This is a genomic window from Arthrobacter sp. 4R501 (assembly GCF_002929755.1).
GTDB lineage: Bacteria > Actinomycetota > Actinomycetes > Actinomycetales > Micrococcaceae > Arthrobacter.
This window is the reverse complement of the sequence record NZ_PJIW01000028.1, coordinates 1-14,443: the sequence shown is the minus strand read 5'-3', so window position 1 is coordinate 14,443 and position 14,443 is coordinate 1. Positions and strand designations below refer to the sequence as shown.

The following is a 14,443-nucleotide window of genomic DNA, read 5'->3' as shown; positions in this document are numbered from 1 at the left end:
CGCGTCCGCCAGGGTGTCGGCGTAGTGCGTTCCGAGAACGCGACGCCGTATACTCGGTGCCAGCCATGACCATCCTTCCGTCCTCCCCCGCCAGCGTCCGCATTGATGCGTGGCTGTGGGCGATCCGCGCCTACAAGACACGCTCTGCCGCCACCGCATCGTGCCGGGCCGGGCACGTGCGGCTGAACGGAAGCCCGGCCAAAGCCTCGGCCACTCTGGTCACGGGCGACACCGTCACGGTGCGGATGTCCGGCTTCGAACGCACCCTCGAAGTCCGCCGCCTGATCGCCAAACGCGTCGGCGCAGAGGTGGCTTCGCACTGCTTCACCGACCACACGCCGCCAAGGCCGGTGGCGCCGGCACTGGGCCTCCCGCAGCGCGACCGTGGTGCTGGGCGTCCCACTAAAAAGGACCGCCGCGAGATGGAACGGCTCAAGGGCCCCGCAACCTAGGCCCTCGAGGCCGGCAGCGTCGGTACGTGGGACTGCTGCGAAACCCTTCATCAATGTCCCGTCGGGTCAGAGTCCTGCTCCGCGACTGAGCTATCAGAATTGGAACTGTGAACAACATCGTCCTGACCTCCGCCAGACAGCCCGGCGAGGACACCGTCTCGGACCTGCACATCGTTGACGGCATGGTGACCCGGATCAGTGCCGGCGCCGGGATCCCGGGCGACGCCCGCGTGGTCAGCCTGGACGGGCGCTACATCATTCCGGGGCTCTGGGACGAGCACGTCCACATGACCCAGTGGGCACTGCACTCAAACAGGCTGGACCTGTCCGCCGCCGCATCCGCACGAGAGGCGGCGGCCGCCGTCGGACTTTCTGTTCACGACGCCGATCCTTCGGTCACCACCGTAGGGGTGGGCTTCCGCGACGCCCTGTGGCCGGACGTCCCCACTCTGGAAATGCTCGACGCCGCCACCGGCAACCAGCCCACCGCCCTGATCAGCCACGACCTGCATTGTGTCTGGCTGAACAGCGCCGCAGCCCGGCGGTACGGAGTGGAGGTGGATGACGGCGGCCTGCTCCGGGAGGAACCTGCGTTTGCACTGACCCGTGAGCTGGGCCAACTTCCGGACTCAGTGGTGGACGGTTGGGTCCGCGATGCCGCAGAAGCAGCATCCGCCCGGGGCATTGTGGGCGTCGTTGATTTTGAAATGACCTGGAACCGTGACGTCTGGCTGCGCCGCATCGCCGGTGGATTCAACAGCCTGAGGGTGGATGCCGGCGTCTACGCCGAAGGCCTGGAGCGGGCCCGTAACGACGGGATGCGCACGGGCCTGGAGCTCGACGGCGGCAAGGGGCTCCTGCGGGCCGGCCCGCTGAAGGTGCTCATTGACGGTTCGCTGAACACCCGGACGGCGTTTTGTGTGGATCCCTACCCCGACGGCGGCTACGGGCTGCTGACGGTCAGCTTTGATGACTTGTTGTCCCTGCTTAGCCAGGCGCGGGCATACGGCTTTGTCCCGGCGGTCCATGCGATCGGGGATGGCGCCAACCAGGTGGCGCTGGATGCCTTCGAGCGAGCAGGGATCGGCGGCCGGATTGAACACGCGCAGTTTGTCCGGACGGAGGATTTGGCCCGCTTTGGGCGTCTGGGGGTTACGGCAAGCGTGCAGCCGGTGCATGCACTGGATGACCGCGACGCCGCAGAGTCAAACTGGGGCGGCCGCACGCAGCGGGCGTTTCCGCTGAGGTCGCTCCTCAACGCCGGAGCCACGTTGGCGCTGGGTTCGGACGCGCCGGTTGCGCCGCTGGATCCGTGGGCTGCGATGTCCGCGGCCAGCACCCGGTCCCGGCAGGACACCCGCGGGCCGTGGCATCCCCAGGAATGCATCAGCCGACGGCAGGCACTTGCCGCTTCAGCTCGGGGCCGGAGCCGGCTCCGGGCCGGGGACCCGGCGGACCTGGTGGTGCTCGACGCCGATCCGCTGGCCTCGCCGGACCCGGAATTCGCCGCCATGCCGGTTGCGGCAACGCTGGTGGCCGGCCGCTTCACGTACGACGGCGGCCTGGCTTAGTTCCGCACCTTGGCCTGCACGAGATTCGCGTACGGCAGCCGGCCATGCTCCGCAATAAAGGCTGCGTGATACGCGGCCTCGGCTTGGTTTACTTCTTCGGCGGGCAGCTCTTTCCACGCCATGATGAGTTCATCCGTGTGGGTCAGCTGCCAGATGAGGCGGCCGTCCCAATGCCCCGGCGGCCTGCCCCGCCCAAAATCCAGGAACTCCTTGATCTGGTTCCGGAGGCCGCGGTTGCCCTTGCTTCCCGGCCCGGCTTTGCCAAGGTAGAGAATATCGGCGCCGTCCACCCATTCCGCCAGAATGGCCGCCGCAGGCAGGGTGGGATTCTTTTTCTTGAAGGTCCCGGCGGTGCTGATCTTCAGGAAATGCGGCTCGAACTCATTCGGCCGAAGAACGGCGAACACCCCGGTCCCCTGCGGAACCCTGATGATCTCAAGGCTGTCGAAGCTCCGGAAGCCGGCAAAGCCGTCGGACTTGAGCGTTTTCCTGTTCATCATCATGACGTTACCCGGCCAGGCGCCGGTCCGGAGCTAACTTGCACTGCGCACCCATACGCCCAAAAGCGTAGAGTGGGTTAAGACGCCTGTTTCTGGACGCCGTGCTGCTGAGGGAGAGATCGTGACGATTGACTGGGACGAAAAAAAGGCCCTGCTACAGGAACCAAACATCGCGGCGGTAACGCAGCTCTGCGATGAACTGATGGAAAAGAAGCCAGGGTCCGTCGTCCCGTACATCGACCCCGTGCACGACGAGGACGAATGCCGGATCGTCAGCCTTCACGTCAGTCCGGGCAAAGGCACAGAATCCGGCTTCGTCTCCCATTTCAACGACGACGAAGCCGCCCGCCGCGCCACCCAGATTTACGAACTTGCCGAGCTTGATCCGCGCTATGTGATGCCGTGGAATGCGTACCCGTGGGTGCGGGATCCGGAGCTTCCATCGGCGCTGAACGTCCAGGAGAAGACTGACGGCCTGCGGCCCTTCCGGCAGTTCCTGAAGATCAACCGCCGTGTCTCCGCAGTCATCGCCCACGGCACGGACGCTTCCACGTTCCTCACCCTCTTCGAGAAGACCTACCATTCTTCCCTGAAGAACAGCGGCATCAAGATCTACAAGGCCAGCGCGCTCGGCGGGCGGGCCTTTGCTGTTTCCGAAGCAAAACAGGAGGATCTCCTCGCCAAGAGCGTGGACGTCTACAAGGACGCCATGCAGCGGGCAGGCATCCAGCACCTCTAACCACGCACGACGGCGGCAGTCACCGCGGTGCCTCAGCCTTCCAGCAAGCGCCTGCGGTGCTTGAGCTCCTTCACCCACGCCCTGGTGACCATGTCCGGGAACGGCGAGCCGCCGTCGTCGTTCTTCTCCGGACCTCCGAGCCCGGCGAACGCGGTACCTGCCTCCAGGTCGGCGATCAGCGGACCTGACGCCTTCAGGGCGAGCTCCAGCACCTGGGCTGCCGTGCGGTCACTCAGTCCCAGGTCCTTGGCCCAGCCAAGAAAGTGCCGGCGCGAGATCCCGCTCCGCTTCCCGTTCAGCGTCAGCGCAAGGGTCTTGTCCCCGTAGACCACGGTGGAGGGAATGTCGTAGACCGGGGCGATGGTCCACTCGCCATGCGGCTGCTGGACCATGGAAACGTTCTTGGCGTGCAGGTCCCCGTTGCCGCTCAGCCACGCAAACGCCCCCTGGACCGCCAGGTTCCGGAGGGCCGGGAGGGGCGCCGAGCAATAATCGGCCAGAGCACGGCAGACCTGCCCATAAGCCACGTTGTACTTGTCCGCCGGGTAGAGCTTCAGGACCTGGGCCCCGTCCTCCACCGCCAGTCGCCGGACGTCGTCCGGCCCGCCACCGGGGATTGGCACCCGGTCGAAGCGTTCTACCAGGAGCCCGGGCCGGCCCGCGACGTCCCGGATCAGCCGGACCCGGCTCAGCGGAATCCGCAGCTTGGCCGCATACCGGAACATCACGAGCTCGTTCTCCACCACATGCGGGAATTCGGGGGCGTTGAGTTTAAGGATGAACCGCCTGCCGGCGCTGGCCACAGGGAGCGAGATCATGCCGGCAGACAGCTTGTCCTGCACACCGGCCAGCGCCACGGGGTCGATCAGGTCCGGATCGCCGAGCAACTTGTCGAAGTCCACCGGCAGCTTGGGATCCAGCTGGACAGCATGCTCGTCGGGATCCAGCGGCTCGCCGTGGCCCACGATCTGGACGTCGCCCACCGGGTTCCCGCCGGCGGCGATCAGCAGGGACAGGTCATCGTCGGCGCTGGTCTTGATGGACCGCCGCAGCGCGTTGAGCCGGCGGCCCTCCGGCAGGAGGCCGGTGAAATAGGGCGGTGCCGCCCCCGCCGCTGAATCGACGGGGGCGGCGGTGAGCGGCAGGGAACTGGCGACGGCGAGTCCCCCGCTTTGGAGGTAGGCCGGCAGGTAGCTGAACCGGGTGCCGCCGTCGTGCCGTTCAAGCCGCGCTGCAAGCACCCCGGCCTTGTAGATGTCTGCGACGCGGTGTTTCATCGCCGTGGTTCCTGGCCGCTGGTATGGCCTGCGAGCGCGCGGGCACCCTTGCTGGTCCTGGTGGTGATCCGGAGCTCCAGGCCCAGCGTGTCCAGGACGGCCAACAGGGCGTCCAGCTGGACGCTGCGCTTGCCCTGCTCAACGAACCTGACGAAGCGTTCCGAGACCCCGGCCAGGTCTGCGAGGTCCTGTTGGGTCAGGCCCAGCGCTAGGCGGCGCGAGCGGACCTCTGAAGGCAACTGATCCCCAAATGCGTCGGCCATGAGCAACTCCAATAGGTACGATCGTTCCGAATCCAGCTTGCAGCCAGCTTAAGCCTTGGCATTTGCTTCTGCATAGGGCTGAACGGCACGTTCGTACCGATCAGCCGTGATGAGTTCGCGAAGTCCCCTGCCCCGATTGCTGGCGCAACACGCAGAACGGCGGGAGAATCTAAGTACCAGGATCAAAGAATCTGAAGGAGCCAGCAGGCATGCATGCTCCGGCGTTTCCGCGCCCGGTGGAGCGTCTCGACGGGTACTTGCCCATCGAGGATCACGGCCTCATCGGCGATGGTTCCACCTGCGCCCTGGTGGGGCGGGACGGCGGAATCTCCTGGCTCTGCCTGCCCGAATTCGACAGCCCGCCCTTCCTGGCAGGCATTCTGGACACGGATGCGGGCGGCCTCCTTGAGATCACGCCGCTGCCGCTCGTGTCCTCCACGCAGCGGTATACAGAAGATTCCGGGGTGCTGGTCACTTCGCTGTTATCTGACCACGGCACGCTCAAGGTGACGGACTGCATGTCCCTCCGTTCCGGCGCTAACCTCGGCGAACCTGTTCCGGCCGGCCGGCATGAACTACTCCGGTACGCGGAGGCAGTTGGCGGCGATATCCGGGTGCGCGTGCGCCTGGCGCCGAAGGTTGGCACTACCTTTGACCAGCTTGCATCCGGGTGGAGGTTCGACTGGCCGGTGAACGGCACAGCGGAGGTCTACCTGTGGTCATCGGTGGAGCTCCGGCCCGACGGGCGTGGACTCAGTACCGAGCTGACGCTGCGCGCCGGCGAAACACTGACAGTCTCCCTGCACTGGTCGGGCCGCTTCCGGCTGCGGCAACGGCCGGACGCGAGGAAGCTCATCGACCAGACCGTGAGGGCCTGGCGGGAGTGGTCCTCGGGCCTGGATTGCGAAGGCTCCCAGGCAGACCTGATGAAGCGCTCGGCCCTGACCTTGAAGCTGCTCGACCATGCGGAGACCGGCGCCATCATGGCAGCGGCCACATCTTCCCTGCCCGAATGGCCAGGCTCGCCGCGCAATTGGGACTACCGCTACACCTGGGTTCGGGACGCGTCCTTCTCCAACTACGTCTTTAGACGGATCGGCGACCCCAGCGACGCGGATGTGTTCCTGGCTTGGGTGCTGACCAATGTAGAGCGCGACGGCGTCCCGCACATTATGTACGCACTGGACGGTTCGCAGCCGCCGGAGGAAGTGGAGGATCCGGTGCTGCGGGGCTACCGCGGTTCCGCACCTGTGCGCTGGGGAAACGGCGCAATCCACCAACTGCAGCATGATGTCTACGGTGAAATCGTGGACATCGCCTACCAGTGGTCCAACAGCGGCCAGCCAGTGGATAAGCATCTATGGGCGGCACTGACCCCCATTGTGGAAGCAGCCATCACCAGCTGGAAAACACCCGACAGCGGCCCCTGGGAAGTACGGAGCGCCGGGCGACCCTTCACATACTCGGCAGCCATGTGCCACGTGGCTTTGGACCGGGCAATCCAGATCGCCCGGAAGCACAGGCTGCCGTATCCGAAGAGGCGGTGGGAGGCCGCCGCCCGGGAGATACATGACGCCACGCTCCGACTCTCTTGGAATCCGGAACGGCGCACCTTCACCGAACAGCTGGGCGGTTCCGGCGGTGTGGACGCCGCGCTGCTGTCCCTCCCCATCCGGAATGTCATTTCATTCAACGATCCGAGGATGGTCTCCACCACCCAGGCCATCGCGGCGAACCTGGACGCCGGGAACGGGCTGCTGTTCCGCTACCTGCCGCAGGAGTCGCCGGACGGACTTCCCGGCGGCGAGGGCGCCTTCCTGCTGTGCAGCTTCTGGCTGGTGGACAACCTGGCCGGGCAAGGGCGGCTTGACGAGGCGCACGAACTGTACGAATCCCTGTGCAGCCGCGCGAATCCCCTGGGGCTGCTCCCCGAACAGATCCATCCGGACACCGGGGAATTCCTCGGCAACTTCCCCCAGGCCTTCAGCCATGTGGGCGTGCTGGCCAGCGGGTTGCGGCTCCTGAAGGCCCAGCGCCGCAACGCCGCGCACTCCTGAACAGCGCCGTCACAAACATTGACACGCACTATGGCCCGTGCCATATTTGTGGCGTGAACCTGTCGGACAGCCGGACAGCAGAACACCCTGCGGCGGCTTGTCCGCAGCTCCAGGAACTTCCCAGCCCCTAACACCTGGCCAACCTCAGCAAAACAGGCCCCAACCGCCCGTCCCTCCGATCACCATCTGATCCGGGGCACATCGTTGTGCCCAAAATCCCCGCCGGGTTCAGAGACTCAAAGACGAGGTCCCTTCCGGGGGCTGAATCCCGGCACTTAGCCAAGGACTGACTTTGAAAATCAAATCAACGGAATGGATTCTGGCCTCGCTCCTGATGGGAATCATCAGCGGCCTGGTGTTCCACAGGCCCGACCCGCCACGCCCGACGCCACCGGCCTCCCGGCTGAGGACGCAGAAGAGACCCGCGTCCCCGCTCCGGCAATGCGCTGATCGAGTCACGCACTGAAAGGCATGCGAAAAATGATTCATTCACTCACGGTCCCCGAAGACGCGGACCGTCGCCGCGACGTCCGGTCAATGATCATCGAGCATCTCGCCCGTAACGGAGCGAGCAAGGTGTCCGACATCAGCAGCGCCATCAATTCCTCCCGGGAAAACGTCCGCTACCATCTGGCTGCCCTCGAGGCCGCTTCGCTGGTCCGCTCCAACATTTCCCCCGGGACAAGAGGCGGCTGCACCCCCTTCTACGCCCTCATCCCCACGATTGCACGGTCCCGGCAACCAGTTCCCTGAGCGGCGGCCCGCATTCTGCAACTCCTTGTGCGAACCTGACGGCTTGTCCCGACCCTGACGGCCGGCGGACCCTGGTCCGGGGATTCAACCTCCTCGGGCCAGGGCCCGCAGGCCCCTCGGGTACCCGCATTGACACACACTGTGACCCGTGCCATATTTGAGGCGTGAACCTGTCAGACAGCCGGACAGCAGGGCATCCTGCGAAGCCCTCCGGACACCAGTCCCCCGGAGCCCAGCGGCTCGACGCCCAACCGCTGGCCCGTCTCAGCGCGGCGGAAGCTGTCTTCAACGCCATCCGCACCGATATCGAATCCGGCACCGTGGCCGTGGGCGGCAAGCTCAGCTCCGAGGCGATGCTCTCGCAGCAGTACGGGGTCAGCCGCTCGGTCATCCGCGAGGCGCTCCGCTCCTGCACCGCCCTGGGCCTGACTGTCACCAAGACAGGGAAGGGCACGTTTGTGGTCGCCAACAAGGTGGCCAGTGACCTGACCCTGGGGCATTACTCTGCGCGGGACCTCACCGAGGCCCGCCCGCACATCGAGGTTCCGGCAGCAGGGCTGGCCGCCCAGCGCAGGACGGACCAGGAACTCGAGACGCTGCGGCACATCGTCGCCGCCATGACCACGGAAACGGACCCGGAATCCTGGGTTGCCCTGGACTCCAGTTTCCACGCCGCCATCGCCCGCGCCAGCGGCAACAAGGTGTTCGCCAGCGTGGTGGCAGACATCCGGGGAGCCCTGGCCTTCCAGTCGGAAACCCTGAACATGGTGGCCGACCGCCAGAACGCGTCGGACACCGAGCACCAGCAGATCCTCGCGGCCATCGAAGCCGGTTCCGCCGAGGCCGCAAGCCTAGCCATGGCCGAACACCTGCGCGCTGTGGGCGTCGCCCTCGACTCCATCCTCAACAAGTAACTCCCCTAACAAAGACCTTAGGACTCCATGCCTGCCCCTGCCCTTCCTGCTGCCCAAACCGCTGTCCCCGGCACGGCCGCACACGCATTTTTGACCGGCACCGAAGCCGGGATGCTCGCCCGGCACGCACCCCTGGTGGTCGCCACCCGCGACGGCCTCGTGGAAAGCGTCCACTACGGCTCGGCCATCGCCACGGCAGCCGACGGCTCGATCCTGGCAACGGCAGGCGACCCGCTGGCGCCGTTCTACCCGCGCTCTTCCCTCAAACCCCTGCAGGCCGTGGCCATGGTCCGCGCCGGCCTGAACCTCCCCGCCGATCTGCTCGCCCTGACCGCAGCCAGCCACTCCGGCGGAGCCAAACACCGCGGCGGCACCCAGCGCATCCTCGCCATGCACGGGCTTGCTGTGGGCGACCTCGAGAACAGCACCGACCTGCCCTACGGCACCGGCGAGCGCGAGGACTGGCTCCGCACCGGCTTCCGCGCCACCCAGCTGACCCAGAACTGCTCCGGCAAGCACGCCGCCATGGCCGCCACGTGCGTCATCAACGGCTGGCGGGTCAAGGGTTACCTCGATCCTTCCCACCCGCTGCAGCAGCTGATCGCCGCCACCGTCACCGAACTGACCGGCGAAGAGGCCTTTGCCCGCAGCACGGACGGCTGCGGGACGCCCCTCTTCGCCCTCACCCTCCACAGCATGGCCCGCGCATTCGGTGCCATCGCGGCGGCCGCCACCGCGATTACCATCGTCAGCACCTCCGACGACGGCGGGACCGCCCCGCTGCTTGCGGAAGCCGCCGTCGGGCTCGCCATGCGGCAGCACCCTGACATGGTGGCCGGCGATCGCCGGGACGTCACGGAACTGATGCGACTGCTGCCCGGCTCTGTGGCGAAGGACGGTTTTGAAGGTGTGCAGCTCGTCGGCCTGCCGGATGGCCGCGCAGTTGCCGTCAAGATTTCCGACGGCGGGGACCGCGCCCGGATGCCCGCCACAGTCCACGTTCTTGAATCCCTCGGCGTGGACATTGCGCCGCTCGCCGGCATCGGCACAGCCCCTGTCCTGGGCGGCGGCCACAAAGTGGGCCTGCTGCGGCCCACAGATTTCCTGCCTGCACCTATCCTGTCCGCGCCCGCCAACGAAGCCCTGTGAGGACCCCCATGACCAATCTGACCACCAACCTGAGTGCCGTGGATGCCGTCACCGAAACCCGGTCCGAGCATGACCTTCTGGGTGACCGCGACGTCCCAGGCAACGCCTACTGGGGCGTCCACACGCTCCGCGCCGTCGAAAACTTCCCCATCACCGGGCAGCCGCTGTCCTCCAACATGCACCTGGTCCGGGGACTGGCCGCCGTGAAACTCGCCGCCGCCCGCACCAACCGCGAACTGGGACTGCTGGACGCCGAACGCGGCCACGCGATCGAACAGGCGTGCACCGACGTGATGAACGGCCAACTGGCCGACCAGTTTGTGGTGGACGTGATCCAGGGCGGCGCCGGGACGTCGTCGAACATGAACGCGAACGAGGTCATCGCCAACCGCGCCCTCGAAATCCTCGGCCACCCCAAGGGCGACTACACCCGCCTGCACCCGAACGACCACGTGAACCTCAGCCAGTCCACCAACGACGTGTACCCCACCGCTGTGAAGCTGGGCACCATCTTCGCCGGCCGGGAACTGCTGGACGCACTGGCAGAACTCGAAGAGGCCTTCGCCGCCAAAGCACTGGAATTCCGCACCGTGGTGAAGATGGGCCGCACCCAACTGCAGGACGCCGTCCCCATGACGCTGGGCCAGGAGTTCGGCACGTACGCCATCACCATCGGCGAGGACCGGCTGCGCCTGGCCGAGGCGGAACTGCTCATCCACGAAATCAACCTCGGCGCCACCGCCATCGGCACCGGCCTGAATGCCCCCGCCGGCTACACCGAGGCAGCCTGCCGGCACCTGGCCGAGGTCACCGGGCTCCCCCTGGTCACCGCCGTCGACCTCATCGAAGCCACCCAGGACGTGGGCGCCTTTGTGCACCTGTCCGGCGTCCTCAAGCGCGTGGCCGTGAAGCTGTCCAAGATCTGCAACGACCTCCGTCTGCTCTCCTCCGGCCCGCGCGCCGGCTTCGGCGAGATCAACCTGCCGGCCGTCCAGTCCGGCTCCTCCATCATGCCCGGCAAGATCAACCCGGTCATCCCGGAAGTGGTCAGCCAGGTGGCCTACGAGGTCATCGGCAACGACGTCACCATCACCATGGCCGCCGAAGCCGGCCAGCTCCAGCTCAACGCCTTCGAGCCCATCATTGTCCACAGCCTCCACAAGAGCATCTCCCACCTCGAAGCAGCCTGCCGCACCCTCACGGCACGCTGCGTCCGGGGCATCACCGCCAACACCGGTCACCTCCGGCTCACCGTGGAACAGTCAATCGGCCTGGTCACCGCCCTTAATCCCCACCTTGGCTACGCCACCGCCACCGCCATCGCCCAGGAGGCTCTCGCCACCGGCAAGGGTGTGGCCGAACTCGTGCTCGAACACGGCCTGCTCACCGCCGCCCAGCTCCAGGAACTCCTCAGTCCTGAACGCCTGGCGAACCTCAGCAAACAGCCCTAAAGGACATCCCCATGACACATTCCCCCATCACGGACCACACGGTCCCGCCCCAGGCGCACGCCTCTGAGAGTGCCCTGCACGCGGAGGACCAGGGCTACCACAAGAACCTCAAACCGCGGCAGATCCAGATGATCGCCATCGGCGGCGCGATCGGCACCGGCCTGTTCCTCGGTGCCGGCGGCCGCCTCAATGCCGCCGGCCCGTCGCTGGTCATCGCCTACGCCGTCTGCGGCTTCTTCGCGTTCCTCATCCTGCGGGCGCTGGGCGAGCTGGTGCTGCACCGGCCGTCCTCGGGCTCGTTTGTTTCCTACGCCCGTGAATTCTTCGGCGAGAAAGCCGCGTTCGTGTCCGGCTGGTTCTACTGGATCAACTGGGCCACCACCACCATCGTGGACATCACCGCCGCCGCCCTGTACATGAACTTCTTCGGCAACTACATCCCCTGGATGGCCGAGGTCCCGCAGTGGGCCTGGGCCCTGATCGCCCTGGTGGTGGTCCTCGCCCTGAACCTCGTCTCCGTCAAGGTCTTCGGCGAGATGGAATTCTGGTTCGCCCTGATCAAGGTCGCCGCCCTCGTGGTCTTCCTCGTCGTCGGCACCTACTTCGTCATCTTCGGCACGCCCGTCGACGGCCAGCCCGTGGGCCTGAGCCTCCTCTCGGACAACGGCGGAATCTTCCCCAACGGCCTGCTCCCCATGATCATCCTCATGCAAGGCGTCCTGTTCGCCTACGCCTCCATCGAACTCGTCGGCACCGCCGCCGGCGAAACCCAGAACCCCGAAAAGATCATGCCCAAGGCCATCAACTCCGTGGTCTTCCGCATCGCCGTGTTCTACGTCGGCTCCGTCATCCTCCTCGCCCTCCTGCTGCCGTACACGTCTTACGAAAAGGGCGTCAGCCCGTTCGTGACGTTCTTCGGATCCATCGGCATCCAGGGTGTGGACGTGATCATGAACCTGGTGGTCCTCACCGCCGCGCTCTCCTCCCTGAACGCCGGCCTATATTCCACCGGACGCATCCTCCGCTCGATGTCCGTGAACGGTTCCGCCCCGAAATTCGCCGGCCGGATGAACAAGGCCGGCGTCCCCTACGGCGGGATCGCCATCACCGCCGGAGTATCCCTCCTCGGCGTCCCGCTGAACTACCTCGTGCCCGCGCAGGCCTTCGAGATCGTGCTGAACGTCGCCTCCGTGGGCATCATCATGACCTGGGCAACCATCGTGCTCTGCCAGATCCAGCTCCAACGCTGGGCGAACAAGGGCTGGCTTAAGCGCCCGTCGTTCCGGATGTTCGGCGCCCCCTACACCGGCTACCTTTCGCTGCTCTTCCTCGCCAGCGTCCTGGTCATGGTCTTCATCGAATCCCCGCTCACCATGCTGGTCACGGCCATCGCCTCCGTGCTGATGGTGTTCGGCTGGTACGCCTGCCGGGCCCGCATCCGTGAAATCGCCGAGACCCGCGACGGCTTCACCGGCACAGCCCCCGTCATCGCCAACCCGCCCGCGGAGACCTTCAAGAAGTAACGCCCTGCCCGGCCAAAGCGGCCGTGACGCCCGACGGCGGCACCTGGGTTCTGTGGACACGGAACCCAGGTGCCGCCGTCGTACGTTCCGTAATGCAACGCTCCCGCAACCCTTCGCCGCGGTCTGATCGCCTATGCTCAGCAGAGCGCGTCACAGCGCTTTTTGCAGTTCAACGACGAAGCTCACTGACCCGTTCAATGACGAACCACCCGGGAGACACGGCATGACCAACTGGCGCATCAGGGATTTCCATTCCGCAGACCTGGACGGCATCCTGCACCTCTGGGAGTCGCTCAAGGCCTCTGATGTGGAGCCCGTGTATGCCCTCTCCGAAGTGCTGGCATCCTGCGAAAAGGACCACGCAGTGGTGGCGGTGCAGGGCGATCAGGTGGTGGGCGCCGCCGTCGGCCGCGCCGCGCATGACCAGGGCTGGATCGTCTTCCTGGCCACACTCCCTGAATACCGCGGGCGCGGGATCGGCACGTCGCTGCTCGCCGCCGTCGAAAACCGCATGGCCCCGCACGGCCTCAACAAGCTCTCCGCGCTGATGCCGGAAGCGGAAACCCGGGTGGAGGCATTCCTCAGCCGCGGCTTCGCGCTCAAGAAGAACCTGCGCTACTTCGAGCGCACTATCCCCGTGCAGCGTCAGGAGCTCGGCGCGCTGGGCCAGCTGGGCGGCCGGATCCTGGCCCGCGACCTGTGGGAGAACGTGGCCGGCATGCGCAAAGAAAAGGAACTCCTGGAACGCCGGCTGGTCCTGCCCCTCGCCGAGGCCGACCTCGCCGATGAATACGGCGTGGTGCCGCCGCGCGCCGTGGTGCTGTTCGGTCCTCCGGGGACCGGCAAAACCACGTTTGCGAAGGCCATCGCGTCCCGGCTCGAGTGGCCGTTCGTGGAGGTTTTCCCGTCCCGGCTGGCCTCCGATCCCAAGGGCCTCGCCGGGGCCCTCCGCGAAACGTTCCTGGAGATCGCAGAGCTGGAGCACTGCGTGGTGTTCATCGACGAGGTGGAGGAGATCGCCTCCCAGCGTTCGGGGGAACCGCCGTCGCCCCTGCAGGGTGTCACCAACGAGCTCCTGAAGATCATCCCGGCGTTCCGCGAACAGCCCGGCCGCCTGCTGGTCTGCGCCACCAACTTCATCCGCGCACTGGATTCGGCGTTCCTGCGCCACGGCCGGTTCGACTACGTCATCCCCATCGGCTTGCCGGACCGCCAGGCCCGCGAAGCCATGTGGCAGCGCTTCATCCCCGCCACCGTGGTGGACGATGTGGACGTGGAGCTCCTGGTGGAGCGGACCGAAGGCTTCTCCCCCGCGGACATTGAGTACGCCGCCCGCAGCGCCTCCCAGCGGGCGCTGGAAAAGGCAGTGTACGACGACGGCGGCGCGGCTTCCGGAGGCAATTCTTCAGTTCGCGAGGCGGTCCGGAAGGGGCCCTGCACCGAGGACTACCTCGACGCGATTGGCGATACCCGGACCACCGTCAGCCAGGACGTCCACGAGCTGTTCCTTGAGGACATCGACTCGCTGGGGCGGGTCTAAGCCTCCGCGCCTACCGCAGCGCTATCGGATCAATCCTTAAGCCCCACGCGCGCGAAATGCCCTGCATTGCAGCGACGGGTACGGGGGCAGATCGTTGACGATTCCTTATGGTCGCAGGGTTATCCACATAGCCGTTCAGCCTCGCCGTTATTGTCAGCCCCTCCGGGGATGATTTGGGTATGGATAGCAGAGCAGCTGTGGCGGCGGCGGAGGCCCTTTCGGTGTCTTTCGCTGAGCTTGCTTCTGCGCTCCGG

General features: G+C 66.2%; 13 protein-coding genes. 10 read left to right on the top strand and 3 right to left on the bottom strand.

The genetic code is table 11. The features are described from left to right. Positions 1-65 precede the first annotated feature (65 nt). Entirely contained in the window at positions 66-452 is a 387-nt protein-coding gene (locus CXR02_RS20445) for an RNA-binding S4 domain-containing protein (protein WP_056342031.1), read from the top strand. A gap of 107 nt (positions 453-559) precedes the next feature. Continuing rightward, entirely contained in the window at positions 560-2,023 is a 1,464-nt protein-coding gene (locus CXR02_RS20440; protein WP_258061150.1) for an amidohydrolase, read from the top strand. Here CXR02_RS20440 and CXR02_RS20435 read toward each other — a convergent pair. Next, on the bottom strand, positions 2,020-2,526 hold the full coding sequence (locus CXR02_RS20435) for a hypothetical protein (protein ID WP_104063658.1): 507 nt from the start codon (positions 2,524-2,526) through the stop codon (positions 2,020-2,022). The two genes, CXR02_RS20440 and CXR02_RS20435, sit on opposite strands and share 4 nt — an antisense overlap. A gap of 118 nt (positions 2,527-2,644) precedes the next feature. Here CXR02_RS20435 and CXR02_RS20430 point away from each other — a divergent pair, with 118 nt between their 5' ends. Continuing rightward, complete coding sequence (locus CXR02_RS20430) at positions 2,645-3,262, top strand: uracil-DNA glycosylase (protein WP_056342023.1); 618 nt, start codon at positions 2,645-2,647, stop codon at positions 3,260-3,262. Between the two features lie 32 nt (positions 3,263-3,294). Here the strand turns inward: CXR02_RS20430 and CXR02_RS20425 are convergent, their stop codons facing one another. Both CXR02_RS20425 and CXR02_RS20420 read right to left on the bottom strand, forming a co-directional pair. Next, positions 3,295-4,539: a type II toxin-antitoxin system HipA family toxin gene (locus tag CXR02_RS20425; protein WP_104063657.1), complete on the bottom strand. Its 1,245-nt coding sequence runs from the start codon at positions 4,537-4,539 to the stop codon at positions 3,295-3,297. Continuing rightward, complete coding sequence (locus CXR02_RS20420; RefSeq protein ID WP_104063656.1) at positions 4,536-4,802, bottom strand: helix-turn-helix transcriptional regulator; 267 nt, start codon at positions 4,800-4,802, stop codon at positions 4,536-4,538. The genes CXR02_RS20425 and CXR02_RS20420 overlap by 4 nt, the downstream gene beginning before the upstream one ends. Positions 4,803-5,011: 209 nt before the next feature. On the opposite strand from CXR02_RS20420, the gene CXR02_RS20415 reads away from it, so the two are divergent. From CXR02_RS20415 to CXR02_RS20385, 7 genes are all read left to right on the top strand, one after another. Further along, positions 5,012-6,859: a glycoside hydrolase family 15 protein gene (locus tag CXR02_RS20415; protein WP_104063655.1), complete on the top strand. Its 1,848-nt coding sequence runs from the start codon at positions 5,012-5,014 to the stop codon at positions 6,857-6,859. A 480-nt stretch (positions 6,860-7,339) separates the two neighbouring features. Then, on the top strand, positions 7,340-7,612 hold the full coding sequence (locus tag CXR02_RS20410; RefSeq protein ID WP_181037315.1) for a helix-turn-helix domain-containing protein: 273 nt from the start codon (positions 7,340-7,342) through the stop codon (positions 7,610-7,612). Between the two features lie 254 nt (positions 7,613-7,866). Next, positions 7,867-8,526 (top strand): FadR/GntR family transcriptional regulator, encoded by a 660-nt coding sequence (locus CXR02_RS20405; RefSeq protein WP_181037316.1) that lies wholly within the window; start codon positions 7,867-7,869, stop codon positions 8,524-8,526. 27 nt (positions 8,527-8,553) lie between these two features. Further along, positions 8,554-9,675: an asparaginase gene (locus CXR02_RS20400; RefSeq protein WP_104063653.1), complete on the top strand. Its 1,122-nt coding sequence runs from the start codon at positions 8,554-8,556 to the stop codon at positions 9,673-9,675. An 8-nt stretch (positions 9,676-9,683) separates the two neighbouring features. Next, positions 9,684-11,126: an aspartate ammonia-lyase gene (locus tag CXR02_RS20395; protein ID WP_104063652.1), complete on the top strand. Its 1,443-nt coding sequence runs from the start codon at positions 9,684-9,686 to the stop codon at positions 11,124-11,126. An 11-nt stretch (positions 11,127-11,137) separates the two neighbouring features. Continuing rightward, positions 11,138-12,649, top strand: a complete 1,512-nt coding sequence (locus CXR02_RS20390; protein WP_104063651.1) for an amino acid permease — start codon at positions 11,138-11,140, stop codon at positions 12,647-12,649. 223 nt (positions 12,650-12,872) lie between these two features. Continuing rightward, complete coding sequence (locus CXR02_RS20385) at positions 12,873-14,189, top strand: ATP-binding protein (RefSeq protein ID WP_104063650.1); 1,317 nt, start codon at positions 12,873-12,875, stop codon at positions 14,187-14,189. Positions 14,190-14,443: the final 254 nt, after the last annotated feature.

What these genes read in the sequence shown, in the direction of transcription:
- CXR02_RS20410 (WP_181037315.1), top strand. Translation starts at nt 7,340, where the DNA reads ATGATTCATTCACTCACGGTCCCCGAAGACGCGGACCGTCGCCGCGAC.
- CXR02_RS20420 (WP_104063656.1), bottom strand. Translation starts at nt 4,802, where the DNA reads ATGGCCGACGCATTTGGGGATCAGTTGCCTTCAGAGGTCCGCTCGCGC.
- CXR02_RS20400 (WP_104063653.1), top strand. Translation starts at nt 8,554, where the DNA reads ATGCCTGCCCCTGCCCTTCCTGCTGCCCAAACCGCTGTCCCCGGCACG.
- CXR02_RS20435 (WP_104063658.1), bottom strand. Translation starts at nt 2,526, where the DNA reads ATGATGATGAACAGGAAAACGCTCAAGTCCGACGGCTTTGCCGGCTTC.
- CXR02_RS20395 (WP_104063652.1), top strand. Translation starts at nt 9,684, where the DNA reads ATGACCAATCTGACCACCAACCTGAGTGCCGTGGATGCCGTCACCGAA.
- CXR02_RS20390 (WP_104063651.1), top strand. Translation starts at nt 11,138, where the DNA reads ATGACACATTCCCCCATCACGGACCACACGGTCCCGCCCCAGGCGCAC.
- CXR02_RS20425 (WP_104063657.1), bottom strand. Translation starts at nt 4,539, where the DNA reads ATGAAACACCGCGTCGCAGACATCTACAAGGCCGGGGTGCTTGCAGCG.
- CXR02_RS20445 (WP_056342031.1), top strand. Translation starts at nt 66, where the DNA reads ATGACCATCCTTCCGTCCTCCCCCGCCAGCGTCCGCATTGATGCGTGG.
- CXR02_RS20415 (WP_104063655.1), top strand. Translation starts at nt 5,012, where the DNA reads ATGCATGCTCCGGCGTTTCCGCGCCCGGTGGAGCGTCTCGACGGGTAC.
- CXR02_RS20385 (WP_104063650.1), top strand. Translation starts at nt 12,873, where the DNA reads ATGACCAACTGGCGCATCAGGGATTTCCATTCCGCAGACCTGGACGGC.